Below are 25,948 nucleotides of genomic sequence, written 5' to 3'. Positions count from 1 at the left end.
TCGATGATCCAGCAAGCTCCGGACATCTCGACAGATCCCAGCGCCTGGATGGACGAAGCTGCCTGCGCTGTCATGGCCAGAACATGGAACTTCCGAAAAGACGGAGACCCCTTCTTCCCGATAAGCAAAGCTCCATTCGCTGCCGAACCCGCAAAGAAGATCTGCGCAACCTGTCCTGTAATGAGCATTTGCTACGAGCACGGCGAAGAAACCGGAAACAGCCAAAACTACGGGATCTACGGCGGCCTAGATGAACAACAGCGTAAGAACCGCCGCCGCTTGAAAAGACATGCCGAAGCAAACGAGAAGAAGAAAGCGAGAACGCAATGACTACCACCCTAGAGCGCACCGAAGCTACAACCGACGACCTGAGCCGTGACGCGAAGCTGACCTTGCCGGCACGTGAGCTGATGTCCATGTTGAAGAAAGTCAAAGTGCCAGGGCGCCAGCCGGCGCCGCACCTTGCGCTGACGGCATTGGAGTTTCAAGAGTCTGGTTTCCTCAAGGCTGAGACGTTCGACTACTACACCGGGCTGTGCGTCACTCGCGGCGAGTTAGCAGACGGGCCAACCACCCGCCGGCTGGTGCAAGGCGAGTTCATTATTTCGACGTTGACCACCATTGCGCGAGGCGCTGAGAAGGATCTGGAAGTCACGCTGAGCTGGACATGGATCGAGGAAGACCGGCAGAGCCGTTTGACGATGATCGCTGACGGTTTTGAGATTGGTGTCCCGTCAGTCCTGGCAAACGATTCCCATGAGACAGTTTTCAACGATTTATTGAAACAGCCAGTTCAGCCTCGCGGTCCGCGCCACCAGATCAACCTTGATGTTCAGGCGTTCAAGAATGTCATCGATCAGGTAATGCACGCGATTTCAAAGGACGAGGCACTGCCAGTGCTCACCTGCGTGCTCGTTGAATTCTCAAATGATCGCATTACGACCTGCGCCACCGACCGATACCGTGTCGCCAGAGCATGGGTGCCGACCCGCTGCGATTTCAAAGGGAAAGTTCTGATTCGGCTTTCCGACTGGAAGCGAATTCGACCACTGCTGGATAAGCCCGGTGACATGAAGTTCACAGTGGTCAGCGAGTGGGAGCGCCTGGGCAATTTCCAGCAGATCACGATGCGCGGTGAGCGGTTCGCCGTTTCAGCCATGGGTGTTGAAGGGGAATACCCGATGCTGGGCAGTCTGCTGCAGCGTGAGGGCGAAGCGCACACTGTGGTCTCGGCGGCGTCCATGCTCAGGGCGGCTGAAGTCATCGGCTCCACTTTGGCAAGAAACATACCTCTGCAACTGACCAGCACCAAGGATCGCATGGCGCTGCAGATCACCGGGACGCTGGACGGCGAAAATGCAACCGCGAAGTCCCCACTCATCCCCTCCGACGGTAGCGAAGAAATTCGGACGGCATTCAATCCGACCTTCTACGGCGCGGCGCTGAAGGCAATTCATGGGGACAAAGTCCGTATCAGCACGACCGAGAACGGCAAACCGGTTCGTCTGACTTCCGCGGTCGAACCGCTAGACCAGGTGGTTCTAGAGCAGCTGATCATGCCGGTTCGAATGCCTGTGAACGATCAGTAAACAGAAAAACATTGTTTTCGAATAAACAAACTAAAAGCTTTGTAAGGAGGGGAATGTGAACGACGTTCAGAAATATGTGTTCGAGGGTAACTCGGTTCGCACGTTGCTGGTCGATGGTGAGCCGTGGTTTGTCGCTGCGGACGTGGCAAAGATTCTCGGATACCGAATGGCATCAGATATGACCCGCCGCATTGATGCTGAAGACAGGGGTACGCGTCCAGTGCGTACCCCCTCAGGTGAGCAGCAGATGACGGTGATCAGCGAGCCGGGCCTATACCTCGCAGTGTTGGGTTCGCAAGTGGAAGGCGCGAAGGCCTTCAAACAGTGGATGACTCGTGAAGTGTTGCCGGCGATTCGACGCACGGGGATGTACGAAGTCAAACCAAAGACCTTGGAAGAACGCGCACTGGAAATCGTGGGCGAGCTGCAGTCTGTCGTGGCTAACCAGGCTCAGGAGCTGGAAGCGGCCCGGCCGAAGGTGGCTCAAATCGACATGTACCGGCAGGCCGAAGGATTGCAAACAATCAGCGATCTCGCAAACCAGTTGAAGGTCTGGGCACTGTCCAATGCACCGTCGGTGAAGGTGCTGCATCAGGATGTTTTCGATCTTGCCGGCGAGCTGCACATCATCATCCGCGGGGATACCGTCCGCCGCAACCAGGCCACCGCGCAGGCGGTCAAGTCGGACTGGGTGAAAGTCAAGGAATCAATCATCGGTAGTGGGGACAAGGAGCGTGTTGTGTTCTCAGTCAGACTCACGCACCGCGGGGCCGGGCGTCTCTGGGATGCGGCCGTGGCCAGGATCGCCGCCGGTGAACCAATCTATGGAAAGAAGGCAAGCTAATGACCGTTGAAGAGCTGATGGGAAGCGTGGGAGGGCTCATTGAGCAGTACGGTCCGATCATCATCGTGCTGTACTGCGTTTTCGCTGCCGTAGCGCTCGCCCTGGTAATTGCCGTTTTCGCGTTCGTGCTGAGGCAGTTCTCCCGCATGAATCGTGACTTCGATGATTTCGACCGTCGCCACCGGGGGTGGCGCCGTTGAGTCGCCAAGTCACTGTGTATACGAAGGATGGGTGCGGTGAGTGTGTCCGCACGACCTCCCTCCTGAATCGAAAGAAAGTCCCGTTCGCGACGGTGCACGTCGCAGATGATGACGAAACGATGATCGCAGCACTCAAGGCGGTAGCTGAGGCACAGGGCGTTGCGCCGTCCATGCCCCTGGTGGAAGTTACGGATGACGAATCCGGGGATCGGGTTCAGTGGTTTGGGCATAGACCAGACTACGTCCTGTCCGAAATCTTGAATCCGAGTCGGGGTGTTAGGGCATGACGTGGGAATCCTTGGCCCTTTGGGTGCAGGTGTATGCGCTAGGCGTAGTGGCTTGCTTCGTCGTGCCGCTCCTTTTCATGGGGCTGGTTCTGGTGACTAGCGAGAGCGTTCGCTTTGCGGAGAAGGCTTACCGGATTAGTTCGCGAATCGTCTTGGCTTCGTGGGCATGGCCCCTCGTTGCGGTCGTGCTGGGCGCTTTGGGTATTTGGAAGTTCGCGGAATTCATTGTGGCGACTGCGGACCTCCCGTCGCTGTGGAAGCAGGGGAAGTAATGGCGAATCACATCAATGTCCATGAGCTAGGCGAGGACGGGAACCGGTGGATTGTCATGGGAACCAGCGAGCCGAAGATAGCCGATGAGGCTGTCCGTCAGTTTGTGGAGGGAAAGACCGGTGGCACCCTGGAAGCCTTTTTTGACGCTGACGATCTGGTGGAGCTCGTTCTTTGCCGGCGCGACGATTTGGCCTGGACACCTGCGGACCCTAAGGGCAATCGGGTTCGTGGCTCTGCCCTGATCATTGATTCGACGGGGCGAGCTGCACGACAGTTCTCGGGCTTCTTGGTGGAGGCCTGAGAGGCATGAAAGAAGAAAGGAGAAATCGGTGAGCACGAACATTTCACGGGCCATTGAGCTGGCCAGGAAGAGCGCTCATGCTGAGGCGACAGGGCAACCGCGCTTGAAAGCTTTGTATGAGAAGAACCTGATGCAGGCCTTGCAGGATGCACGGCAGGAGGTTCGCCGGGAGCGAGTCAAAGGGAAGCCATGGTTGGCCTTCAAGTTTCTCGCGGAGGACGTCGAGGAGACCCTAATCAAACCTGCGTACCAGGCATTGAGAGCGATCCGTGGAGATTTGCCGCAGCAGTCGCTCAAGCGTGATTTTGTTTTAGTTGGCCCTTGGGCCACTGGTCAGGTTGGTGCCCTGTGAACGCGAAGCGAGAGCCACGGTTCAGTGAGCAGGTTGTTTCAGCCTACGCAGAGTTGACCAAGCACCAAGCACGCCCGGATGGTCGCGGATGGATCTGTGAAGAATGCGGTTTCAAGGATCAGCGAGGCGATGATGAAAGTTTCGGGTTGCATCAGATTGAGGCGATCCTTCCCCTCTTGCAGTTAGGGGCCGGGGAGCAACTGAAGACCTTCCCAGCGCGAATTCAGGCGGTGGGGGTTGGTGACCGAGAGGACCGGCTGAAGATCGAGCTGGTTGCTCGCACGGGCATCCATCAAGACATGTGGCTTCTGGGCGAGCTGGTTCTTCACAGACTCGTCAGGGTTGAGCTCACCGGATACCGGCAGTAGTCGAAAGGGGAACGTATTCATGAACAACCGTACTCAGAAGTCCGCCGGAGTCGAGGCAGGGGAAAAGCTTCTCGAAAGTTTGGCTGCCGCTGACAGCGGAGTGGATTTTGCGACAGGAATCCGTCAGAAGTTCATCGCGCAGGGCTGGGGCAAGAGCAACGCAGAGAAAATGGTCATCGCAATTTTGGAAAACCAGACCGCAGCCATGCTCAGGGGTGAAGGGTGAGTAGTCTCGCGGACTTATTGGCTCTCGTTTTTGAGACGGATAGCTGGGAGCGCGAGATCTTCCGGCGAGCTTTCAACGACGTGAAGGTAGCTCCGCGAGCCTATCTGGAAAGAGGTGCAGTAATTGCTTTCCACCAGGTGCATCCCCGAACCGCAGTGCCCAGGCATGTTGGGCGCGGCCGGCATGCGCGAGTTCCTAAGCGCCGTTCTCGTTGGCGTTGAGCTTCCCGTGATCTGTGCCAGCACAGAAACGAACAAACCCTTTGGAAACGATCAAGTAAGGAGAGAACTAATGAATGAACCGTTGAAGTTCCGGAAGAAGCCAGAAGTAGTTGAAGCGGTGCAGGTTCTTCCAGAGAATGTCGAGTTGCTGAGAAATTGGATGCCTCAAGGCGCGAGCATTCATATCAAGGGCAACGAAGATCTTTGGATTGAGTGGCGGACGATTTTAGGTCCGACGCGAGTGCCGTCTGGCGATTGGGTACTGCGGAGTGAATCAGGGTTTTTCGAGACCATGAAGCCGCTGCCTTTCGAGGCGAGATATGAGCGTGATGTTTCGGTTGCGCAGCTGACTCACGTTGAGCAGTTTGGTGAAGATAATGAGTGATCACAAGATCAGCGCGGATGGTCTGCGTATCGAATGCCACGCCGCCCAGAACGCGGATTGCCGGACGCGTCCAGGCTGTGAAGCCGAAGGATGGGGCGAGGAGTATTGCATAGGGCATGATCCTGGCCACCCTGTAGCCGGCGGTCATGAATGCTGGCAACTGGCATGGGTGAACAACACGTCGCTAGAGGAGACCTACGACGGCCCTGGCGCACCGGTAACCATCTATCCCGGCCGGGCCGTCCGGATTGTATGGAACGGCTACGAATGCACCTGGGACTACAAGAGGAGAAATGCCAATGCCTGAGTATCCAATGAATCCGGCTTTGCTTGAGCAGGCAGCGCAGGCAGAATACCCGCACTTGTATAACGGGAAGTTCGAAAAATCACTGGCTAAGCTTCCAAATTTCACTATCGAGCAGGCCCGTGAGGGCGTAAAAAAGATGCGCGCAGAGAAAGTCGAAGAAATTGCGCGTCATGCTAGTGCTTACCTCACTGCGGCCAAGCGAGAAGTGACCAAGGTGGAGCAGCTGGAAGCGCTGCCCATCGCAACGGTCGCGATGTTCACGATACCGCCGCTTGTGCGACGTGTGCCGTTCGAGCTATGCACCATTGGTGGCACCGACAGGATCTGGATGCAGGCTGGTGACGGTGCCGGATATCAAAGTGCGTTGATGGCCCGTTATTTGCCTGCCGTCGTTATTCATGAGCCGGGGGTGGATTCATGAAGACGAGGAATATCACTGGGGCGCTTTTCTGGGGTGCAAGTCTGACAAGCGTTGCCACCACTCCTGTTGCAGATTTTGCAGAGGTCGATGGATTCAGCGCTTGGCTTGCTCTGAATGTTTTGCGCCCGGGATCACTTTTGTTGCTTGCGTGGCTGACGGCAAACCAGATTCAGGAAATTTACAAAGCTATTAGACCGGAGGTGGAATCGTGAAAATTCTCGAAATCCTCGAAATGCATCTGCGCGTTATGGGTCAGCGTGGGATCGGTGTTCTGTGTATCTGCGGGTGGCATTCGGGAGCTATCGGCAAGCGGCCGGAAGATCTTCATCGCGCTCATGTTGCTGAGGTCCTAGAACGGCACGTGAGGGAGCAGAAACGCCGCGCTTGGTATGAAGGCTGGGGAGCAGAAGATGCTGACACCGAAAACCCATACGAAGGCGCACCTGATGAGCAGCACGAAGCGACGTGCAGCGGGGAATACACGCCGACAACGGCAGTCGCCCGCGGCACCTACGAGGTGGCATGGGACTCAGTGACAGATCCAGCAGACCTCAAAGAAGTACGTAGTCAGGCACGCGCCGAATTCGACCGTTGGTTGGCCGGGATACGCGCCGTAGCGAAAGCAGAAGCGTTGGAAGAATCGGCCGCGAAGATTCGCTACGTTTACGAATTGCAGTGCCCGGTGAAATCGTCTGAGGACTACGTCCACCCATCAGTGCGCGTAGCCCACCTGTGGTGGCAGAGGGTATTGGGCGGCACGCTCACTGAAATCGAACGCCGCGCCCAGCAGATCCGGGGCATCCAGTGATCGGTTCTTGGTTTTGGGATTTCATCATGACCGCCTACACACACTGGATGCATTCATGGCTGTAGACGACGAAGCGGATAGCAACGAATTGAATTGTGCGCCGGCTGAGCCGGTCTATTTGCTGGACGGCAATCTTGGATCCTCAACTATGGAATACCTGCATTTGTGGGGCAAGGGGCTTGACTACGAAATGGGCTACTGGGCCGGTAGAGCCCGAGTCCGCGGCGGTGCTGCCAGGCTACGTCTGCTGGATCTCGCACAAAGGCGCGGGGGCCAGTATCTGAGAGGTTTCGAAGTTGGCCGGCTGGTCACGAAGAAAGGCGTGCGGCGAGCGCTGCATGGTGTGAGGAGGTGGTGGTGGCCGTGATGGCTAGGTCTTGGGCGACGGTGTGCTGGTTCTTGTTTGGTTGTGTTTGTCGGGTTTTGATCAGGGTTTTGACTTGGAAGGGGAATGGGAGAAGTGAGTAAGTTGCCAGCTTCGGGGAAGCCGCGGCCGCCGGTTGGTTCGTGGGATGTGGTGCAGAAGGTTGATGCGCTGCGGGACATGGAGGAGATCCAGATGGGTCGGTTGAATTTGATTGATCATATGGGGTTGCAGATTCGGGTGACGGGTCGGGATGCGTGGCACGGGATCATTACTGAGGTGTTGCATGGCAACATGTTCACGCATGTGAAGGCGCGGTGGAACGGGAATTTGTTGGAGTGCCGGAATGATCCGCGGATGGTGGTTCGGGTTGAGTCGGTTCTGCCGCGGCCTGGTGATGATCCGCCGTCGTCGCGGGAGTTGCTTGGTTGTCAGGGGATGTCTGATAGGGATTCCCCGAATGATGTTGAGGCGTTGTGATGACGCGGTTAGATCCATTGGAAGATACGAGAAGGACCACCACACATGTCTTGGTTGAAGCAGTCGGATATTGCGGCAGATCATCCGTTGGTCATGCGTATCTTGGAGTGGAAAGACTACGATGACCGGCTGCTGAATGAGATGTATGGGTGGGTGAACCGGTGTGCTACGAAGTCGGCAGCTCATGACATGGATTATGTGGTGCCGACGGGTATTGCCAGGAGTATGGCCTTTGGGCGGTACGAGGAGCTGAAGGCGGCGGCGGTTTTCTGTGGGATCTTTTTTGAGCGGGTTATTCAGGAAGAAATCACGGATGATAAGGGCAATGTGACGGGCACTCAGCCGCGGAGTGTGCTGAAGCTGGTGGAGGAAAAGGACCTCTTCCACATGATTCTTCGCTCTGAGAAGGAGTGGGAAGCGCAGCGTCAGTACGATAACCGTAATTCGGAGCGTACGGGACCTGTGCGGTTGCGTGATGGTGATGAGTGCCGGTGGTGTGGGCGGATTACTCGGTGGGATGCAGACCGCAGATCAGCGCGGATGGGGACTATCGATCATTTGAAGCCTGGTGAAGACGTTTCGACGGATGATCTGGTTGTTGCGTGTAAGTCGTGTAATTCTTCGAGACAAGAGGGTGATAGTTGGGATAAGAAGCTTAGGTCGGTTCCGAGTTCGCCGTACTATAGCGTGGCGACTGCGAAGTGGCTGTTTGAGAAGTGTGGTCATCGCGTTTTAGCGACTGAGCATCGTGTGGAAACTGAGATTCCCGTGGCGCCTGTGGTGGCTGGGAAGCAGAAGGCTGTTGAATCTCCCGCTCAGGCGGTTGAGGTTCCGGCTGAGGCTGTTGAACCTCCCGTGCGCGGTGAGGCTCCGGCTGTTGTTGCTTCTGAGTCGGGCAAGGTTGCTGTGGTTGAGTCTCCTGGTGCGGCGGTTACTGCTGTCCAGGATTACAGATCGCATTCGGATTTGTTGGCGTTCCCGACGGTTGCTGAGTTGGACGATGATCAGCAGGTTGTGAGCTCAGGGTCTCAGGCTCCCGAACCAGGGCGTGCGGTGGAAGCTGCCGCGGGCCCGGGTGAACGGTTGAACCAGAGCGTTGATGTTGGACCTGCTGCGACCGCTGTTGAATCTCCCGCTCCGGCGGTTGAGGTTCCGGCTGAAGCTGTTGAACCTCCCGTGCGCGGTGAGGCTCCGGCTGAAAGCGCTGTTAGAGCGTCAGAAGATCAGAAAGCTATGGATCCCGAACCAGGGCAGGCGATGGATGATTCCAGCGGCCAGGGCGAACGGTTGAACCATGTTGGCGATCAAATGCCGACCGAACAGCGATCAAAACCCGATCAAATGCAGACCACAGGTTCAAGCTATGTCAGATCTGGGTTTGCCGGGTCGGGTAGGGACGGGATGGGTCGGGCTGGGTCTGGTAGGGCCGGGCACGCTGATTCTGGGGCTTCGGTGTCTGCTGATGGGTCTAAGCCTTCTCGTAGACGTAAGAGACCGCGTAAGAGGAAGAGGTGACCTGTGGCTACTGATTGTTCAGGCAGGTCTGGTTGTGGTTGTTGGGGTTGTGTTCAAGAGTCTTTGAGTGGAGTAAGCGTGGAATCGTTGCAGTTGAGTGTTGATCAGCAGTTGAAGCGTGCTAGGACTTGGCGTCTGCGTGATCGGCTGTTGGAGTGGTCGCCTGAGATGTTGCAGGTTGAGGATGAGGGTCTGCGTGTGGGTATGCAGAAGCCGTTGCTGTTGGAGCTGCAGGAGCAGATCAAGCCTTCGGGTGAGGTTGGTTCTGGTGGTGGTGGCGGTGTTGAGCCAGGGTTGCCGGTGTCTGCTGATGCGTTGTCACTAATGCAGGATATTGAGCGTGAGATGAATGAGCGGGTCTGGTTGCTGCCGAATCCTGAGGCGAGACCTGACAAGCTTGCTCCACGTATCCGGTTCTGGGTTGATGCGTTGAATGATCATCCGGAGCTGATCGATGAGTGCCACAAGGTGCTTGGTTCGTGGGTGCGGTCGATTGATGAGCTATTCGATCCTCCGACGGTGGTGCAGATGCGTCGCGTGTGCCCGGCCTGCCATTCGTCTCATGTGATTGAGGATGTGGCTGGTGAGCCGGTTCGAAATCGTGCGGTGGTCGCGGTGATTCGTCCTAAGTCTGATCCGGCGGTGGTGATTGAGTGCAAGGTCTGCGGGGCCAGGTGGCAGGGGTCTAGTATCCATGAGCTTGAGCAGGACACCAGGGAGCAGGACTAGGTGCGGTGTTCTCGGTTTGCATACTCGATGGGGTGATGGTGTATGCTGAAGCCACTTGCTACACGTGTATCCAATACACAGTGACGTGATACTGAAGGAGGGCTGGCCGGATGGCCAGCCCTCCGTTTCGTTAAGGCTCATGTCGTGGGAGGTGCGCATGGCAACCTCCCGGACAGGTACTGCCGAGTGGCGCCGCTTGGTGAAGCGTGTGCGGTGGCGTTGCAGGGTCAACGAGTCGCAGACCAATTGCCCGTTCTGTGATGTGGTGTTGAACTGGACTGTTGCGCAGGTGCCTAACAGTGCTGAGGTGGATCACATCATCCCTTATGCAATGGGTGGCACTGATGACGAGAGCAACCTTTGGGTGATCTGTCGTCGCTGCAATCAGTCGAAGGGTAAAAAGTCGAAACCGGCAACGATCGTTCATCACGCGCCGTTGCGCAATTCCGGGCGCTGGTGATCAGGCATTCCGGGCCGGCGCATTTCTGAATCTGGGGCCTGGGGGGCACCCCCTCCCGGGGGTCCGAACCTCGCCCACCCCGGGCATAGGTTGATATCCCCCCGAGCTTCTGACTTGGAATTTTAGAATTCTACCCCCGGTTGACTAGGTGTTTTATGGTGAGTTTGCGCGCTCGCCGGTGTGCGAGGTGCTGACCTGGGGTTTTGGTTTGAAAAACCGCGTAATTCCGGGCTTTTTACCGTTACAGTTTGGTAGAATAGTCTCATGAAGAAATGCGAGCACTGCGATAAGGATCTGGCGTCATGGCGTAGCAGCCGCGCCCGGTTCTGCTCCGTGCGTTGCCGCGTTTCTCGCCACCGCGCCAGTCGCCGTATGCCGGCCGAACTCAAGAAGCGCACCTGCTGGGTACGCCGTGACGCGATGAAGCGACCGCTGACCACTTCAGGCACCCTGGCATCAGTCAATGCTTCGGACGGTTGGACCACCTACCGTGAGGCCAAGGCCTCCACGGCTGGTGTCGGCATGGGCTTCGTCTTGGACGGCTCCGGAATCGGCGTCATCGACTTGGACCACGCTTTCGACTCGGCCGGCAAACTGCACCCATGGGCTGCCGAAGTCCTGGAAGCGAACCCCGGCACGTTCACCGAAATATCCCAGTCCGGAAACGGTCTCCACATCTGGGGCCATATGGCTCCACGCCGCGGCCAGCGACTCCGAGACGGCCGAAACATCGAAATTTACTCCATGGGTCGATACATGGCCATGGGAACACCGCTTCGTGGCACCACCGCCAAGCTCAAACCGCTCATCATCCCGGTCTAACGCGCCTGCTGTGGCGCTCGCCGGTGCCGCCAGGAGGTTGTGATGAAGAATCGAATGATCGGTAAGGCTCTTGACTTCTTAGAGAACACCGCCGAACGCTTGCGCGCCATGGAACAGAGCAAGCAGATGCTCAAGCACATTGAAGCTCCCGGCTTCCGCGAGGGGGTTGTGCACGTGATCACAGGTTCGCGCCAAGAGGGCAAGACTAAGCTGGCGCTGCAATGGCTCATGGAAGACGAACGCCGCGTGCTGATAACCTGCGACGCTGGCATAGCGCAGTACCACGCCCAGCGCGCCGGTCTACCTCGCAAGCAAGACCGCGTCATCTCTTACCGGCAGCTGCTCCATCGTGGACCTGTCCCCGGTGCCGTGTATGGCATCGACGAAACCGTAGAAATCTTGACCAGAATGTTGGGCCTGCGCGAAGACCTGCATCTGATCACCGTCGCGACCTGTGAGGAATGGCAATGCTGACCGAGAAGGAGAACACTCCTACTGGTCTGGGTGAGCGCGGTTCAAAGCTGTTCCGGTCGCTGACTGAGGGAGAAAGTAATCCGCTGGTTGTCGAGGTGGCGACCGAAGCCGCCCGAGCCGCTGACCGCCTCGATGACCTGGACAAAGCAATTCAGGGCCAAGGTGTCCTTGACTTGATGCGAGCCACCATCGAGGACATGGAGGAGTTCCCCGAGAAGATCGAAATCAAGCTCGACTTCCGCGGCGTGCTCATGGAAGGCCGGCAGCAGCAGGACAACTTCCGCAAACTTGCGGCTGAAGTGCACCGGCTGAAGGCCGCGGCCAGCAAGAGCAATCCAGACGCTCAACCTCAGAATCAACCAACGCCAGAAGCTCCACCATCTGTGGATGACGAACTGGCCGCCAGACGCAAAGCGCGGGAGGCAGCACGCAACAGCGGGTAGGCGGTGAATCATGCTCCTGGGCTCACAAATCCCACGGTTCAACACCACCCCCGAAGGCGCGGAGCTTTCCGACGAGCACGGCGAAGATGCGATCTGGTACGCCCAAAAGTACGGTCTGACCGCTGACCCGTGGCAAGAGACCGTCGTGTGCTCCTGGCTGCGTGTCACAACCGATCAGATGTGGGCCTGCGCAGTATCTGGAGTGACGGTGGCCCGTCAGAACGGCAAAAACGGCGCGTTGGAAATCGTTGAGCTGTACCTCATGGCCCAACTGTCCCGAAAGATTCTGCACACCGCGCAGGAAGTAAAGACCGCCCGTAAAGCGTTCCTGCGACTCAAGCACTTCTTCGGAAACGAAGCCAACGACAAGGCCGCGAAGTTCCCCGAACTCAACGCCATGGTCTCGGAAGTCCGAAACACCAACGGCCAGGAAGCAATCTTCCTGAAAAACGGTGGTTCCATCGAATTCATTGCCCGTTCGAAGAACTCCGGCCGTGGCTTCACCGTAGACGTCTTGGTGCTCGATGAAGCACAGGATCTTCACGAAGACCAGCTGCAGGCCCTCCTGCCCACCATCTCGGCCGGGCCAGCCCAAAACCCGATGACCATCTACATGGGAACCCCACCCTCAACAGAGGAGCTAAGTAAGGGAAACGGCCTTCCTTTCATGCGTGTGCGAACCAACGCGCTCAAGAAGAAGGAAAAGGTGGCCTGGGTAGAGTTCGGCGCTCGCGGATTCGTGGAAGACATGACCCCCGAAGAGTTGGCCCAGTTCGTCCAGGACGTCGAGAACCACGCGAACGGCAACCCCGCCTATAACCGGCGTATCCTGCCCTCAACCATCGCCGGTGAGCTCTCCCAGTTCTCAGCGGAATCATTTGCCCGGGAACGGCTGAACATCTGGCCCAAATCCTTGGACCACATCTCAATCATCCCGGATGAACGATGGAACGACCTTGCCACCGAACCGCCAGCGAAAGCAATTGCCGAAACTTGGCAGACCGGCGCTTTCGGTATCGACATGAGCTTGGAACGAAACAAAGTCTCCATCAGCGTAGGCTCCTACGTCCCCGACGACGAACAAAAGATCGTGGTGGAACTCATCGCCGCTGCACGCTATGACGAGGGCGGCACACCCAAGCTTGTCTCCTACCTCTGGGATCGAGCCAAACGCATCCACCCAATCGTCATCGACGGGCGCTCGCCGGCGGTTTCGCTGGTGCCGCACTTGAAGAAAAAGAAGATGAAAGTTTACGTGCTGGCCGGTTCGGAGTTTGTGGAAGCGTCGATGGGTTTCTATGACGCGGTGATGCGAGATAAGACAATCGAGCATCACAACGAGCCACGTCTTGACCAGTCGGTGGAAGGCCTCGGCAAAGCCAACGTCGATAAGACCGGCAAGCAGTGGAAGTTCGTGCCGATGGACCTAACCAAACCGTTCCACCCCGTCATGAGCGTGGTTTGCGCGCATTACGGAACCGTGAAATTCGTTCGCCGTCGCGTTGGCGAGCTGGCACAGCAAGAAACCGGACATGGATTCGGATAATGAAGGAGGTGGCCAGTGGTTCGGTCCTTGACAGAGGATGAAAGCCAGATTCATTCTGAGCTTCGAAATCGCATCCAGGTGAAGTATCGCCGTAACAAGCTCAAGCTTGATTACTACGATATGAAAAACAAGCTCGATTACATCGGCTTCTCCATACCCGATGACATGAAGAACCTGGAAGTCGTCATCGGTTGGGCCGCCAAGGCCGTGAACGTGCCCTCAGCACGCATTCGCCGCACAGGCTTCGCTGGCGCGCAAAGCGACACTTTGACCGCTCTGCAAGAGCTGGATGAAATGACCGAGTTTCGCCGCCTGGAAAGCTTGGCACAGCATGCGGCCGCGCAGACCTCCTGCAGCTTCATGTTCTTCACACCCGGAGACACGGAGAACGGGGAGCCCGAAGCGATCACGACCGTTCGTGACGCAACCATGGCCTCAGCCATGATCAACCCGCGCACCCACCAGGTCACGGCGGGACTCGAAATCGTGGACCGGAACAACCATCTGCTGTACCTGCCCTACGTGACGCTTAACTTGGAGCTACGCGGCCGCAAATGGGTCGTGGCAGACGAGTACGCCACCAGCACCCGCCGGGTGCGTTGCTCGCCGTACATGTGGGCGCCTGAGCTCCGCCGCCCGTTCGGGTCATCCCGTATCAATCGTGCGGTGATGCGTCACATTGACCGGGCCGTGCGCACGATCCTCCGCCAGGAAACAAACGCGGAATTCTACTCAGCCCCGCGAGGTGTCCTCGAAGACGCTCACCGCAGCGCCTTTTACGACAAGAAGGGAAACCGGATTGACCCCATGCGCGCTATCGGCGCGATCTGGGGCATTCCTGGCTACCGTGACGTCGAAACCGGCGACATGCGCACCCCGGCTTTCAAACAGCTCAGTCAGGCCTCATTCCAGCCTCACTCCGAGCTGCTGAAATCGGTGGCCATGAACTTCCATGCTGAAACCGACATCCCGCTGGGCCAGCTTGGCGTGGTGCACGACAACCCGTCCTCCGCTGACGCGATCCGCGCCGCAGAGGATGGGCTGATCGCCGTGTGCGTCAACCAGAAGGACTATTACGCCTACAGTGCCAAGCGCTCCGCCTTGTCGCTGCTGTCGTTCGGTAAAACTGACAAGGAAATGCAGGACATCGAAAAAGAGATGTCGAAGATCAGGCCGAAATACTCTAACCCGGCAACCCCAACCCCGGGCGCGCAGGCAGACTCCGGCAGCAAGTTCGTGAACGCATTCCCTGATTTGCAAGGCTCTCGCGTGGCCTTGGAACGCTTCGGCATGGACTCCGAAGAGATTGCCGAGATTGACGAGTTTCGCAAGCAGTCGGGACAGAAAAGCATCCTGCAGCAGGCTTTGGAATCAAGCGCCGGCCGACCAGCCCAGCAGGGCGAAGCGGCCAAGACCTTGCATCCGAAGGAAGAGCTCAAGATCAGTGCCGAGATCCTTGGCAACCTGCGTCGCGCCGGCGTCACAGCCGAGTCCGCGGCACAGATCGCCGGAATCACCGGAGCCGAGTTCATCCCCGGCGCACCGGTCACGATCCGCACCACGGAGGAATAGATGGCCAGCCGCGAAGAAGCCGACCGCCTCAGGGAAGCCAATAAAGAGCTGGTTTTCTTGGTCACCGAGGAGCTGGAAAGCATTTTCTACGCGCTGAACCTGAGCAGGCCAGAGCAAGTCCGAGACTCCATGATCGAACTACTCCCGCTGCTAGTGGACAAATACGGCCCACTAGCAGCGGCTGCCTCCGCCGACTGGTACCGGCAAATGATGCCCGGGTCCAGACCTGAGCACATCGCAGGGCCAGCTAACCGCGAGCAGATCGCCGCCACCGTCAGATGGGCCGCCGGTGATCTTTTCACCGACAACCCATTCGCCACGCTCCAAAAGCTTACGGCCTCACTTGGCAAGTGGACCCGCCAGCCAGGTCGAGACACCATCCAGATCAACGCCAACCGTGACAAAGTCGGATGGGCGCGCCAACCCACCGGCGCCACCACGTGCGCTTTCTGCCTCACGCTGGCCAGCCGCTCAGCAGCGTGGCTTTACAACAGCAAAGAAACAGCGCTCCACAGCAAAGACGGCGGCAAGTACCACGGCGAATGCGACTGCCAGCCAATCCTCGTTCGCGGCGCTAACGATCTGCCAGACAATTTCGACCACCAAGGCGCCTACGTCGCCTACACCAAAGCTCGTGAATCCACCGGTTCAGCTAACCCCTCAATCGATGAAATCACGGCGGCGCTACGCCGCATGTACCCCGACATCCTCACCGACGGAGTACACGAACTATCCCACTGAGCTAACCGGGCGCGACGCCCGGACGGCTACACGTCTCGCGATGAGACACCCACCCACAAGGAGTACACCATGCACAAGCGCACCCCAACCTTCTGCGAACCGCTGCCCTACTACATGACCGCGATGGGAATGCAGGGAGCACGATTCATCGAAGCCGGCACCACCGGAACCACCGGAACCACCGGAACCACCGGAACCACCGGAACCACCGACACTACCGGCGCCGCGGGAACGACGAGCCCCGGCGACCAGGGCAAGGCAGCCACCGATGAAGGTGCTAAAGGCGGCGAAAAACTCGAAGAGCCAGGCAAGAAGGCACTCGAAGCTGAACGTAAACGAGCCAACGACCTGGACAAACTACTGAAAGCCGAGCAGGCCAAAACCAAGGCCTTCGAGGACGAAAAACTCAGCGACACCGAACGCAAAGAAAAGCAGCAGAAAGAACGCGACGCAGAGCTAGAAGAGCTTCGCCGAACGAACCTGCGACTTACCGCGCTCGCCGAAGCTGAGAAGCCGATTCCGGCGAAGTATCAGGCGCTGGTGCAGGGTGGAACGGCCGAAGAGCTGGCAGCGTCCGCGGCGCTGGTCGCTGAACTGCTGGCCGGCAAAGAGACCCAGTCCACGAACGAGGGGTACCAGGAACGCCGAAATGGTGACCCTGTGCCTGGTTCCGGCACTGGGAAGGGGCATGACGGCAAGAGCTTTGCTGCCGGCCAAGATCTTTACAACCAACGACACAAGAAGGATTAGGAGAGAATCCCATGGACCTCAACATCAAGCGCAGCTCGGTAGGTAACGAGAACCAGTCCTGGCTAGGCTCCGCGCACGGCACCAACGCCGCCCAGAGCATCACCTTGGACGTTTCGACTTTCACCAAGGCCACCCACTACCCAGACGGTTACCTGAAATCAGGTCTGCCACTCATGGACTTGGGTAATGGAAAGTACGGACTGCATACCGGGCCCGACGCTACACCGGAGGACACCCCAGTGCTGGCCGGTTTCCTGTTCACCACTACTCGTGCACCGCAGGACGTTGCAACGCCAATCGGCGCGGCACTGTTCGAGCATGGCCGGGTGAAGCTGGCAAACCTGCCGGTGGCCCTTGACCCAGCCGTGCAGGCAACCGCCTCCGGCCGAATCATCTTCGCCTAGAAAGGACTATTTCTCATGGCACTAATTCTTGACGATAAGTACGTCTCGCCAGCCGAGCTGACCGGGTACGTTCGAAAAGCGCTGGAAGACCTCCCGCAGAATACGTTCAGCCTGAATCGGTACTTGCCGGATAAGCCAGTTGATGACATCGACTGGCGCGGTCAGACTGGTGGCAATGGCCTGACCCAGGTTGCGCAGTTCCGCAGCTTCGACACGGAATCGCCGATCGGTAGCCGTCCTGGTGTTTCGACCATCTCAGGTGCACTGCCTCCGATCTCGGAGAAGATCCGCTTGGGAGAGTACGACCGCCTCAAGCTTCGCAAGTCCGTTGACGGCATCAAGGACGCGATCCTTGATGACGGGGTGCGTCAGGCACGAAAGATCCTGGCTCGCGCCGAAGTGGCGCGTGGTGAGCTGTTGATGACCGGTAAGGTCACTATCACCGAGAACAAGCTTGGCATCGAAGCTGACTTTGGCCGTAAGGCCTCGCACAGCCCAACGGCTGCGATCTTGTGGTCCGCCGCTGGATCAACTCCGATTGACGATCTGCTGGCATGGGTTGAGGTGTACCGTGCGACGAACGGCATCAAGCCAGAAGTCACTTTGGTGGCTCAGCGGGTCGTGTCCGTGCTGATGCGCAATGCGCAGATCCGCTCCCTGACGCTGCCAGAGAACTCGACGGTCCAGATTGTCACCCTTGACGCGATCCAGGCGCTGTTCCGATCCTTTGGTATTCCGCCTTTGGAAGTCTACGAAGCTCAGGTAGCAGGCGCTGACAACAGTGCAATGGACATCCTGGACCCGACCAAGATCCTGTTCCTGCCGCCAGCAGGAAACGACATCGGCGAAACCCAGTGGGGCGTCACCGCAGAGCAGCAGTCCGAGGACTACAAACTCGACAGCACCGTTGACCCGGGCATCGTTGTCGGCTCGTACTCGGATAACGATCCGGTCGCGCAGTGGACTAAGGCCTCTGCAATCATGCTGCCGATCGCTCCAAACACCAACCTGACCCTTGCCGGCAAGGTGCTCTAGTATCTGACCGGCTCAACGCAATGGCCAGCCCGTTTTCATGGGCTGGCCATTGCAGTTTAAGGAGTACAAAACATGCCGAAGTTTACCGATCATGTTGCACTGCATGACGAGACTGGCAAGCTGCATCAGTTCTCGCCCGACGATATTGCCCCCAACTGGGTTCGCAACCGCGTCGGAGAGCACGTCTTGGACAAGCCGTTTGGCAAGCCTTCAGGTCGAGCGGCCGCGAAGACCAGCCAAAAGCCTGACCCGAAAAAAGAACCGGAGAAGGAGCCTGAGAACCCCGCGGAGGGAAACCAAGAAACCGGGGACCCGGAAGGTGAAGGCTCAGGCGAAGTGGACTTCACCGGCGACGACGATTCCAACGACGAAAAGTAGAGCCTGAAAATGGCTGTACCGTTCGCGACGATCGAGGATCTTCGGAATCACTGGAAAGCGCTGCCAGCTGAGGATGAAGAAGAAGCCGAGCAGAAGCTCAAAGAAGCTTCGCTGATGATCCGCTCAAAGGTCGAAGACATTGATTCCAGGATCGCTACCGGTGACTTGGACCTAGATCTGGTCATTCTCGTAGTGTGCCGCATGGTCAAGCGAGCCATGGATGTGCCGGAAGAAGTTCCGGAGAACATCACACAAATGAGCTTCACCGCAGGCCCGTTCGGGCAGTCGGCCACGTTCCGGAACACTGACGGTGCCCTGTACGTAGGTAAGCAGGATTTGAGCCTACTGGCCCCGAAGAATGACGACGAGGGAACATTCTTCAACCTAATGCCGAGGTGATCCCATGTTTTTCAAATTCGGGGAAAAGATCATTGTGCACCGGTTCAGCGGGGAGCAAGTCAACGGCCACGGCAAGATCACGAAGCTCTTCACCGACGAGCAACTAGATCACGTGGCCGTAGCGCCGTACCAGGTCGCTGAACCTGCCGACGGCGGCCGCGAGCAAATCACCACACGATTCAGCATCTACCTTTCACCAGGCGCCGGCATTAGCCCTCTCGACGAGGTCACGGTGCGCGGTGTGCGATGCGAGGTTGACGGTGCCGTGCCAGGTGAATGGGTGAACCCATTCAACGGGTGGGCGCCCGGTGCAGAAGTGCGACTCAAGGAGGTGGCTGGCTAATGGCACGCAAAGGAATCAAGTGGAAAAAGCAAGCACTTGAAGAGATCCGAAAACTGCCAGAAGTACGTGCCGACTTGAAACGCCGCGGAGAGAAAATAGCCGCGGCCGCCGGTGGCGAGGCCATGGGGTACAAAGTCACCGAGCTTGTCCTTGAAGACCCACGCGGCGCGGTGTCGGTCATGGCCACGGGCAAAGCACGAGCCCACAACCAAAAGCACCATTCATTGATCCGTGCAATCGATGCGGGGCGAGACTGATGCCGGAAATACTGCTCTTCCAAGATCCTATCGCTAGAGCCGTTTCATACCTGTCCCAGTGGGTACCAGCTACCGCTGGTCCGCATCTGGACATTCCGCCGAAATGGAAATGGGGGCCCTTGCTGGTCACTGTGACCGACACCGGCGGACTGGGCGAGAAGGACGTAGTCCTGGACCAAGCCAGAATCACCGTGGACGTGTACCACGAGGATTCGGAGCAAGCCAGTGACGTGGCGCGCAAGCTCCACGGTCTGATCCGGGCTTGGCACACACAAGAAAAGGGCGTCCGGTTCATCTCGACGCTCACCAGACCAACCTACCGTCCGGAAGATGCCAGTGGCACGCCGGGCTTCTTCTTCACCGTGGAGCTGCTTTTCAAAGCAGCTCCTTTCAATTTAACAAGCCTTTAGGAGGCCACCATGGCAATCTCTGCCATTATGACTGGCGCACCGATCACCGCAACTGGTGGCCTGTGCTTCGCAGATCAAAGCGTAGCGTTCCCCGACGACGCAGACACCGCCCTCGACGCTGCCTGGATTCGCGGCGGATACATCGGAGAAGACGGCGTCACCCGCACCACCGACGCGTCAGACGAGAAGATCCGGGCCTGGGGTGGCGACGCGGTCAAGATCGTACGCACCGAGCATTCCATCACCTACACCTGGCAGTTCCTGGAATCCGCCAACGGTGACGTTCTCAAGCTGATCCACGGCGAAGAGAACGTCACGATCACACCGCCAACGTCCACCGTCCGCGGCAAGATCGAGATCAAGCAGACCGCGAAAATCCCGCCACGCAAAGCCTTCTGCTTGGACATGCGCGACGATGAAGCCAGCCTGCGCGAACTGATCAAGGACGGTCAGATCACCACCTCCGGCGACGCCGTATTCGTGCACTCGGACGTGATCCGGTACGAAGTGAGCGTTGAAGCCTTCCCCGACGCGGAAGGTGTCAAGGCGGTTTCCCTGATCGGTATCCCTGTCACAGCCTAACCAAAGCTTCCTGCGCCCGGCCCAGTCGTCAGCTCCGCCGGGCGCAGGACCCCACACCACGGAGCTGACACCCTTCCAAGGAGCTGACCATGTCCACACTATTGGGCGAAATCGAAATCAACCTCTACGCAGGAATCGAAAGCGGAGAAATCCAGCACATCGGTTCCTTGGCCGTCCCCGTTGCCGGCGGCAAAGTCGTGCGCAGTACAACGGGCGTCTCGGTCCCCATCGACGTGGACCGCGCCAAATTCATCGAACGATTCCACAAGTTCGTAGACGAACTAGGCGAACAAATCCACCAAGACCTCACCGGCAACTAGCCGGCAGGACCCCACCACCAAAACACACAGGAGCTGACATGCCAGTATCAAAGAAGCGCAAGTTCGAACGCAAGACCGCCAAGCGCTACGAATTCGTCAAGTTCGAATCCGAACTGTTCGACGGGGAATTCGAATTCCCCAAACTCGACCTAGCGCCGCTACGCGTCGTGGAAGCCATGAACACCGGCGAAGTCCAGAAGGTCTCCCAGTGGCTCACCGAAGCCGGCGTAGACCCCGAAGCGATCGAGGCCTACCGAGACCTTAACCGCAACGAGTTGCAGGACTTCATTAATGCCTGGCAGGACGGGCAGCTGGCCAGCGTCCCAAAATAATCGAACTGGTCGAACTGCACAAAAAACACCCGGCCGCGTTCGAAGCAACACTGATCGAACGCGGCCTGCGGTGGCGGGACGTCGCCACCAAACAGTTCACCTGGTCCGACTGCTACGCACTCATGTCCACGCTGCCCTTTGACGCCCCAATCAACAAAGCGATCAACGGCAAAGACTGGTGGTGGTATCACCCGGTAGTTGACCACATCGTGGGGATCTTCGACTCCCTGGGCGTTATCGCCACAATCATCTCGCAGCGCCCCAAGATCAAGCGCAGCGACGTCCCGAAGCCGACACTCAGGCCCTGGGACAAAACCAAAGAAAAAGAAGTACTCAAGGTCAAAGCATCGCCGATCAGCGCCATGCGCAAACGGCTGGGCTGGGACTAACACCAGAGAGGGCACTAACCAACCGGTTAGTGCCCTCTCAGCTCTTTAAGGGAGGTACACGTGGCCGCTGTCGAACTTGGTGTCGGATACCTGACCCTAGCCGCTGAAACCTCCACGCTTGGCAAGCAGATCGGCGGAATCTTCAAGGGCGTCGAATCCGACGCCTCCAAAACTGGCATCGCCATGGGCAAAGCGATCTCCAAAGGCTTCGAGCAGAACAAGCCCGACGTTGAAAAGCTCACTGCATCCGTCGAGCTCGCTGAAAAGCGAATCGCCGCTCAAGCTGAAGTCTCTGCCCGAAAGCAAGAAGCAGCCAAGCGCAAAGTCGAAATTGCGCAAGCCAAAGTCAACGAAAGCACCGAGAAGTTCGGGACGAAATCCTCCCAAGCCCTCTCCGCCGTGGACCGCCTGGCCACCGCCGAACAAAAACTTGAGATGGAAACCAAGGCGGCCGCAGACGCACAAAACCGGCTGCAGTCCGAACTGGACCAATCCGAAAAAGCACTCAAAGACGCCAGCAAATCCTCCGAAACAGCATCCGCCGGCTACGCCAAAGGCTGGAAAGGCGTAGGCCAACGCCTCAAGGCCGAACTGTCCCGCGGCATGAAGACCGCCACCGACTCCGCCGAAGACCAAGCAGAAGGCGGCGGACGCCGCGCCGGAGGCGGATTCAGCCAAGCCTTCAAGGGCGCGCTCGCCGGTGTAGTAACTTATTTCTCCATTGATGCGATTGCTCGCGGCGTTGGGGAAATGGTGAATCTGGCCGGTCAAGCTGAGCAGTCCGTGGGCGCAATTGACACTGTTTTCAAGGAAAATGCTCAAGTCATGCATGACTGGGCTGCCTCAGCTTCGCAGGCTGTAGGCATCTCATCTAATGAGTACCGCGAGTTGGGAACCCTTCTGGGTTCGCAGCTGAAAAACATGGGAACTCCCATGGATGAGATTGCTGATAAGACCAATGGTCTGATCGGCATGGGCGCGGACATGGCATCGATGTTCGGTGGAACCACTAAGGAAGCGATCGAGGCAATCTCATCGGCCCTGAAGGGCGAGATGGACCCGATCGAGCGGTACGGCATTACGCTGAGTGCCGCGTCCTTGGAAGCTGAAGCGCTGTCCAAGAACATCATCAAGCCGGTGGTCGATTCCGAAAAGGTTGAAGCCGCTGCCACGAAGATGACTCTGGCGCAGAGCAAATACAACGAGGTCATCAAGAAGCATGGCAAGGACTCAGACGAGGCCAAGCGCGCTCAGCTGGCTCTGACCTCTGCTGAGAATGCCTACGAGAAGGCAACCGCCGGCAAGGTGCCTCAGCTGGAAGCCGAGACGAAAGCCTTGGCGGTTCAGTCATCGCTCTATGCCCAGTCAGCTGACGCGCAGGGCAACTTCATGCGCGAGGAAGACACTTTCGAGCATCAGCGTCAGGTGGCTTTGGCCTCCTGGGCGGATCTGAAAGAGACCATTGGTAAGGCTTTCTTGCCGGCGCTCACCAGTGCTTTCCGCTTCGTGAACACCACCGCCATTCCTGCACTTCAAGCATTCACCGGATGGGTGAAAGAGAACCAAGCTTGGCTGAAGCCGCTGGCAATTACGCTTGCTTCCGCGGCCGGCGGATTCATGCTGTTTCGTGGTGCGATTACCGTTGTCACTTCGCTGGCGTCGGCCGTCAAGCTGCTTCAGGGTGGATTCGCGGCGCTGAACTTGGTGATGAAGGCGAACATTTTCGGCTTGATCATCAGTGCTATCGCGGGTCTGGTTGCTGGGTTCATTTACCTCTGGAACACCAATGAAGATTTCAGGAACTTCTTCATCAACATTTGGAACGCTATTTCGGGGTTCTTTGTTGGTATCTGGGAGGGGCTACTCAAGCCGGCGTTTGAGGCCATTGGGCAAGTTTTCGGAGCTGTTGTCGGTGTACTCGTCGGCTTCTGGAATAACACCCTCAAGCCCGTGTTCCAAGCCATAGGTTCAGTATTCAAAGCGATTTGGGAAACTGTAGTCAAAGTTGCCCTCATGGCACTGTCCGTGTACTTCGGAGTGGTGTTCTATGCTCTGAAAACGCTATGGGACAAGGTTCTCAAGCCGGTATTCCAGGCGCTCGGTGACTTCTTCGTTTGGGTTTGGAACACATTACTCAAGCCGGCCGCAACCGCGCTCATGAACTACTGGAAGAACACGTTGGCACCGGCGTTGCAGAACGCCTGGAACAACGTCATTAAGCCGGTGTTCAAGGCCTTGGGTGACTTCTTCAGCTTGGTCTGGAATTCAGTATTGAAGCCAGCGTTCAGTGCGGTGATTTCGTTCTGGCGCGACACTCTTTCGCCAGCGGTCAGCAACGTATGGAACAACGGCATCAAGCCAGTGTTTCAAGCGGTAGGTGACTTCTTCAAGTGGGTTTGGGAGAACGTCCTCAGTCCAGCTTTCAAAAATGTGAAGGCTGGATGGGAAGTCCTCTCGGACGCTGTCAAGTACGTGTGGAACACCTACATTAAGCCCGTATTCCAGGCGCTCGGTGATTTCATCAATGACACGGTCAAGCCAGCCTTTGAAAAAGGTGTCGATGGAATCAAAAAGGTTTGGGACACGGTCAAAGATATCGCGTACAAGCCAATTGATTTTGTCGTAAACACGGTCTACAACAACGGCCTGCGAGACATGATCAACACCATGTCTAGCAAGCTCGGACTTGACTGGACCTTGCCGACAGTCACTCTTCCTGCGTTCGCCAAGGGCGGCCAAATGAAGAACGGCTGGAAGCTCGTTGGTGAAGAAGGCCCTGAGCTTATCAACACTGGTCCGGGCTACGTCTACACCGCCACTGAGACTCAGAAGATGCTCAGTGGCGGTGTGCAAGCGCCAATGGCAGCCCTGCCAGCGATGAACGGTGGGCATGATGAGAAGTCCTCGAAGATGCCTATCGGCGGCTTCTGGTCTAACGTCTGGGGAGGCGTCACCGACACTGTCGGCAAGGTCAAGGACTGGGCTGTTGGCATGTTGTCAGCAGGTGTCCGCGCAGTCACCGAACCGCTGAAGCAATCAATTTCATCCTTCATCCCTGGTGGAGGGTTCAATGAGTTGATTCGCGGTGCCGGGTTCAAGGTGCTGGACGGGCTGACTGGTTGGGCCACGAAGAAAGACGGAGAGGCTGTCGGAAGCGACGGCGCTCTGGTCTTTGACGGGCCGCTGGGGTCCTTTGCGAAACCAGCGTCCGGGCCAATCACCTCAGGATTCGGAACCTCTCGCGGAGCATACCCGCACGCAGGCATCGACTTCGCGGTAGCCATTGGCTCCGCGGTGCATTCGATGCTCAACGGTGTGGTTCGCAAGATCGGCGAAGGGATCGTGACGGGGCGCACCGGCCGGGGAATGGTCGTTGATCACGCTAACGGTATGAGCTCCTACTACGGGCACTTGTCCGGGTGGGTTGCTAAGCCAGGCGATCAAGTGACTGCCGGACAGGTCATTGCCAAGTCTGGAAATACCGGACGCAGTACCGGACCTCACCTGCACGCGGAATTGTGGAAGAACGGTAGCCCGTTCAACTTCATGTCCTACCTGCACGATGAGGGCGGCTGGCTTGGCCCGGGAATCTCCATGATCGAAAACAAGACTCGGAAGCCGGAAGCGATCCTGAATCCCTCCCAATGGGATGCAACGATCAAGGCAATCGAGTTCACCACCAGCCAGGGTGAGAACACCGCAACAATGATCGTCAACGGGCCACTGGTGAACGTGGAACACCAAGAAATCCGTGACGATGACGATCTCACCTTGACGGCACAGGAACTGTGGACCAACGCCCAGCGCGCTTCGCGTGCGCAGGGCAAAAAGAATCTGGAAGGTGTGACGAGCAGTTGAGTTTCATCTACGGAGGAACATCTACAGGCACCCTGGCCGGTGTGACGGCCACTCTTACCGAGTGGCCGTCACTGGCTGGTCTCTCATTGGAGACAACGGACAAACCAGGAAGCGGACGGTACTTCGGGGCCGCCTCACGCACGCACAGTGCATTCACCTTCGACGTACTCATTGAAGGAAGAACCACAACAGAAGTTGCTCAACGACGCGATCAATTCGTGGAGCTGCTAGACCCAGAGCGTGGGCCACGAGACCTCATCGTGGAGATCGACACCGACTGGAAGTATCCAGAGGTCATGGTCTCCGCAGGAATCCAGTGGAGCCGCATGGTGTGGGAGCGCGGGACAGGATTTGTACTGCGCGCCGATGTGAACTTCGAAACGGTGGGGCAGGCCGAAGCCCGACAAGTGACACCCGCGGCGGTGCCCTTCACCACCTCCACAAGTTACACGTTGGCTTTAGGTAACACCGCGGCATACCCGACGATCGAGTTTCCCTCTGGCGCGCAAGCCACAATCACCATTGGATCATTCCAAGTAGTTGTGGCTGCCACACCAGCCGGATTCACGAACGTGCTCAATTATCAGGACTTCGAGTTCTACCGCAAAAACAGTAGCGGGGTGAAGGTCGGCAACCTCATCGCGCAAATGTCCCATTATCGCCGCGCCCAGATCCGCAAAGGCACGGCAACAACGGTCAGCGTCACCGGGGCACCTGCGGGAACACGCAGGCTCTATCCGAACGCTAGACGAATCTAGGAGGC

At 57.7% G+C, this 25,948-nt stretch carries 37 protein-coding genes; all 37 read left to right on the top strand.

Annotation, left to right across the window (positions count from 1 at the left end; genetic code table 11):
- Window positions 1-3 precede the first annotated feature (3 nt).
- Window positions 4-330 carry a WhiB family transcriptional regulator gene (locus ACIOWL_RS02660; RefSeq protein WP_400381348.1) on the top strand — a complete coding sequence of 109 codons (327 nt, stop codon included), beginning with the start codon at window positions 4-6 and terminating at the stop codon, window positions 328-330.
- Window positions 327-1,589 (top strand): hypothetical protein, encoded by a 1,263-nt coding sequence (locus ACIOWL_RS02655; RefSeq protein ID WP_400381346.1) that lies wholly within the window; start codon window positions 327-329, stop codon window positions 1,587-1,589. Before ACIOWL_RS02660 ends, ACIOWL_RS02655 begins: the two co-directional genes overlap by 4 nt.
- Before the next feature lie 55 nt (window positions 1,590-1,644).
- Window positions 1,645-2,433: a BRO family protein gene (locus ACIOWL_RS02650; RefSeq protein ID WP_400381345.1), complete on the top strand. Its 789-nt coding sequence runs from the start codon at window positions 1,645-1,647 to the stop codon at window positions 2,431-2,433.
- Window positions 2,433-2,633: a hypothetical protein gene (locus ACIOWL_RS02645; protein ID WP_400381343.1), complete on the top strand. Its 201-nt coding sequence runs from the start codon at window positions 2,433-2,435 to the stop codon at window positions 2,631-2,633. Before ACIOWL_RS02650 ends, ACIOWL_RS02645 begins: the two co-directional genes overlap by 1 nt.
- Window positions 2,621-2,920 (top strand): glutaredoxin family protein, encoded by a 300-nt coding sequence (locus ACIOWL_RS02640; protein ID WP_400381342.1) that lies wholly within the window; start codon window positions 2,621-2,623, stop codon window positions 2,918-2,920. The genes ACIOWL_RS02645 and ACIOWL_RS02640 overlap by 13 nt, the downstream gene beginning before the upstream one ends.
- Before the next feature lie 271 nt (window positions 2,921-3,191).
- Complete coding sequence (locus ACIOWL_RS02635; RefSeq protein WP_400381340.1) at window positions 3,192-3,494, top strand: hypothetical protein; 303 nt, start codon at window positions 3,192-3,194, stop codon at window positions 3,492-3,494.
- 28 nt (window positions 3,495-3,522) lie between these two features.
- Window positions 3,523-3,846: a hypothetical protein gene (locus tag ACIOWL_RS02630; RefSeq protein WP_400381337.1), complete on the top strand. Its 324-nt coding sequence runs from the start codon at window positions 3,523-3,525 to the stop codon at window positions 3,844-3,846.
- Window positions 3,843-4,214, top strand: a complete 372-nt coding sequence (locus ACIOWL_RS02625) for a hypothetical protein (protein ID WP_400381335.1) — start codon at window positions 3,843-3,845, stop codon at window positions 4,212-4,214. The genes ACIOWL_RS02630 and ACIOWL_RS02625 overlap by 4 nt, the downstream gene beginning before the upstream one ends.
- A 19-nt stretch (window positions 4,215-4,233) precedes the next feature.
- Window positions 4,234-4,440 (top strand): hypothetical protein, encoded by a 207-nt coding sequence (locus ACIOWL_RS02620; protein ID WP_400381333.1) that lies wholly within the window; start codon window positions 4,234-4,236, stop codon window positions 4,438-4,440.
- 291 nt (window positions 4,441-4,731) lie between these two features.
- Window positions 4,732-5,046, top strand: coding sequence for a hypothetical protein (locus tag ACIOWL_RS02615; RefSeq protein ID WP_400381330.1), 315 nt, complete (start codon window positions 4,732-4,734; stop codon window positions 5,044-5,046).
- Entirely contained in the window at window positions 5,039-5,353 is a 315-nt protein-coding gene (locus ACIOWL_RS02610) for a hypothetical protein (RefSeq protein ID WP_400381327.1), read from the top strand. The genes ACIOWL_RS02615 and ACIOWL_RS02610 overlap by 8 nt, the downstream gene beginning before the upstream one ends.
- Window positions 5,346-5,774 carry a hypothetical protein gene (locus ACIOWL_RS02605; protein ID WP_400381324.1) on the top strand — a complete coding sequence of 143 codons (429 nt, stop codon included), beginning with the start codon at window positions 5,346-5,348 and terminating at the stop codon, window positions 5,772-5,774. The genes ACIOWL_RS02610 and ACIOWL_RS02605 overlap by 8 nt, the downstream gene beginning before the upstream one ends.
- A gap of 208 nt (window positions 5,775-5,982) precedes the next feature.
- On the top strand, window positions 5,983-6,582 hold the full coding sequence (locus ACIOWL_RS02600) for a hypothetical protein (RefSeq protein ID WP_400381322.1): 600 nt from the start codon (window positions 5,983-5,985) through the stop codon (window positions 6,580-6,582).
- Window positions 6,583-7,042: 460 nt separating this feature from the next.
- Window positions 7,043-7,426 (top strand): hypothetical protein, encoded by a 384-nt coding sequence (locus ACIOWL_RS02595; protein WP_400381320.1) that lies wholly within the window; start codon window positions 7,043-7,045, stop codon window positions 7,424-7,426.
- Window positions 7,427-7,471: 45 nt separating this feature from the next.
- Window positions 7,472-8,941, top strand: a complete 1,470-nt coding sequence (locus ACIOWL_RS02590) for a hypothetical protein (protein WP_400381317.1) — start codon at window positions 7,472-7,474, stop codon at window positions 8,939-8,941.
- 78 nt (window positions 8,942-9,019) lie between these two features.
- Window positions 9,020-9,670 (top strand): hypothetical protein, encoded by a 651-nt coding sequence (locus ACIOWL_RS02585; RefSeq protein WP_400381314.1) that lies wholly within the window; start codon window positions 9,020-9,022, stop codon window positions 9,668-9,670.
- Window positions 9,671-9,827: 157 nt separating this feature from the next.
- On the top strand, window positions 9,828-10,130 hold the full coding sequence (locus tag ACIOWL_RS02580) for an HNH endonuclease (RefSeq protein WP_400381311.1): 303 nt from the start codon (window positions 9,828-9,830) through the stop codon (window positions 10,128-10,130).
- A gap of 264 nt (window positions 10,131-10,394) precedes the next feature.
- Window positions 10,395-10,952 (top strand): hypothetical protein, encoded by a 558-nt coding sequence (locus tag ACIOWL_RS02575; RefSeq protein WP_400381308.1) that lies wholly within the window; start codon window positions 10,395-10,397, stop codon window positions 10,950-10,952.
- 42 nt (window positions 10,953-10,994) lie between these two features.
- On the top strand, window positions 10,995-11,426 hold the full coding sequence (locus tag ACIOWL_RS02570; RefSeq protein WP_400381306.1) for a hypothetical protein: 432 nt from the start codon (window positions 10,995-10,997) through the stop codon (window positions 11,424-11,426).
- Window positions 11,420-11,869, top strand: coding sequence for a hypothetical protein (locus ACIOWL_RS02565; protein WP_400381303.1), 450 nt, complete (start codon window positions 11,420-11,422; stop codon window positions 11,867-11,869). The genes ACIOWL_RS02570 and ACIOWL_RS02565 overlap by 7 nt, the downstream gene beginning before the upstream one ends.
- 10 nt (window positions 11,870-11,879) lie before the next feature.
- Window positions 11,880-13,415: a hypothetical protein gene (locus ACIOWL_RS02560; RefSeq protein ID WP_400381301.1), complete on the top strand. Its 1,536-nt coding sequence runs from the start codon at window positions 11,880-11,882 to the stop codon at window positions 13,413-13,415.
- 120 nt (window positions 13,416-13,535) lie between these two features.
- Window positions 13,536-14,987, top strand: a complete 1,452-nt coding sequence (locus ACIOWL_RS02555) for a hypothetical protein (protein ID WP_400381299.1) — start codon at window positions 13,536-13,538, stop codon at window positions 14,985-14,987.
- Window positions 14,988-15,728: a hypothetical protein gene (locus tag ACIOWL_RS02550; RefSeq protein ID WP_400381296.1), complete on the top strand. Its 741-nt coding sequence runs from the start codon at window positions 14,988-14,990 to the stop codon at window positions 15,726-15,728.
- Between the two features lie 69 nt (window positions 15,729-15,797).
- On the top strand, window positions 15,798-16,478 hold the full coding sequence (locus tag ACIOWL_RS02545) for a hypothetical protein (RefSeq protein ID WP_400381294.1): 681 nt from the start codon (window positions 15,798-15,800) through the stop codon (window positions 16,476-16,478).
- Between the two features lie 11 nt (window positions 16,479-16,489).
- Window positions 16,490-16,882 carry a head decoration protein gene (locus ACIOWL_RS02540; protein WP_400381291.1) on the top strand — a complete coding sequence of 131 codons (393 nt, stop codon included), beginning with the start codon at window positions 16,490-16,492 and terminating at the stop codon, window positions 16,880-16,882.
- Between the two features lie 15 nt (window positions 16,883-16,897).
- Window positions 16,898-17,917, top strand: a complete 1,020-nt coding sequence (locus ACIOWL_RS02535; protein ID WP_400381288.1) for a major capsid protein — start codon at window positions 16,898-16,900, stop codon at window positions 17,915-17,917.
- Between the two features lie 72 nt (window positions 17,918-17,989).
- On the top strand, window positions 17,990-18,295 hold the full coding sequence (locus tag ACIOWL_RS02530; RefSeq protein WP_400381285.1) for a hypothetical protein: 306 nt from the start codon (window positions 17,990-17,992) through the stop codon (window positions 18,293-18,295).
- Window positions 18,296-18,304: 9 nt separating this feature from the next.
- On the top strand, window positions 18,305-18,694 hold the full coding sequence (locus tag ACIOWL_RS02525) for a Gp19/Gp15/Gp42 family protein (RefSeq protein WP_400381283.1): 390 nt from the start codon (window positions 18,305-18,307) through the stop codon (window positions 18,692-18,694).
- 4 nt (window positions 18,695-18,698) lie between these two features.
- Complete coding sequence (locus ACIOWL_RS02520; protein WP_400381280.1) at window positions 18,699-19,037, top strand: hypothetical protein; 339 nt, start codon at window positions 18,699-18,701, stop codon at window positions 19,035-19,037.
- Window positions 19,037-19,294, top strand: coding sequence for a hypothetical protein (locus tag ACIOWL_RS02515; protein ID WP_400381277.1), 258 nt, complete (start codon window positions 19,037-19,039; stop codon window positions 19,292-19,294). The genes ACIOWL_RS02520 and ACIOWL_RS02515 overlap by 1 nt, the downstream gene beginning before the upstream one ends.
- Before the next feature lie 119 nt (window positions 19,295-19,413).
- Complete coding sequence (locus tag ACIOWL_RS02510; RefSeq protein WP_400381274.1) at window positions 19,414-19,704, top strand: hypothetical protein; 291 nt, start codon at window positions 19,414-19,416, stop codon at window positions 19,702-19,704.
- A gap of 9 nt (window positions 19,705-19,713) precedes the next feature.
- On the top strand, window positions 19,714-20,286 hold the full coding sequence (locus ACIOWL_RS02505) for a hypothetical protein (RefSeq protein ID WP_400381271.1): 573 nt from the start codon (window positions 19,714-19,716) through the stop codon (window positions 20,284-20,286).
- Between the two features lie 89 nt (window positions 20,287-20,375).
- The gene (locus tag ACIOWL_RS02500) at window positions 20,376-20,606 is read left to right on the top strand and encodes a hypothetical protein (RefSeq protein ID WP_400381268.1); all 231 of its coding nucleotides are present in this window, start codon (window positions 20,376-20,378) and stop codon (window positions 20,604-20,606) included.
- Window positions 20,607-20,644: 38 nt separating this feature from the next.
- Window positions 20,645-20,938, top strand: a complete 294-nt coding sequence (locus ACIOWL_RS02495; RefSeq protein ID WP_400381266.1) for a hypothetical protein — start codon at window positions 20,645-20,647, stop codon at window positions 20,936-20,938.
- Between the two features lie 122 nt (window positions 20,939-21,060).
- Complete coding sequence (locus ACIOWL_RS02490) at window positions 21,061-21,327, top strand: hypothetical protein (protein WP_400381264.1); 267 nt, start codon at window positions 21,061-21,063, stop codon at window positions 21,325-21,327.
- 60 nt (window positions 21,328-21,387) lie between these two features.
- Window positions 21,388-25,185, top strand: coding sequence for a peptidoglycan DD-metalloendopeptidase family protein (locus ACIOWL_RS02485; protein WP_400381261.1), 3,798 nt, complete (start codon window positions 21,388-21,390; stop codon window positions 25,183-25,185).
- Window positions 25,182-25,943, top strand: coding sequence for a hypothetical protein (locus tag ACIOWL_RS02480; RefSeq protein WP_400381258.1), 762 nt, complete (start codon window positions 25,182-25,184; stop codon window positions 25,941-25,943). Before ACIOWL_RS02485 ends, ACIOWL_RS02480 begins: the two co-directional genes overlap by 4 nt.
- The last annotated feature ends 5 nt before the right edge of the window (window positions 25,944-25,948 follow it).

It is taken from the genome of Glutamicibacter sp. NPDC087344 (assembly GCF_044744225.1).
GTDB lineage: Bacteria > Actinomycetota > Actinomycetes > Actinomycetales > Micrococcaceae > Glutamicibacter.
This window is presented reverse-complemented; position numbering and strand designations above follow the sequence as displayed.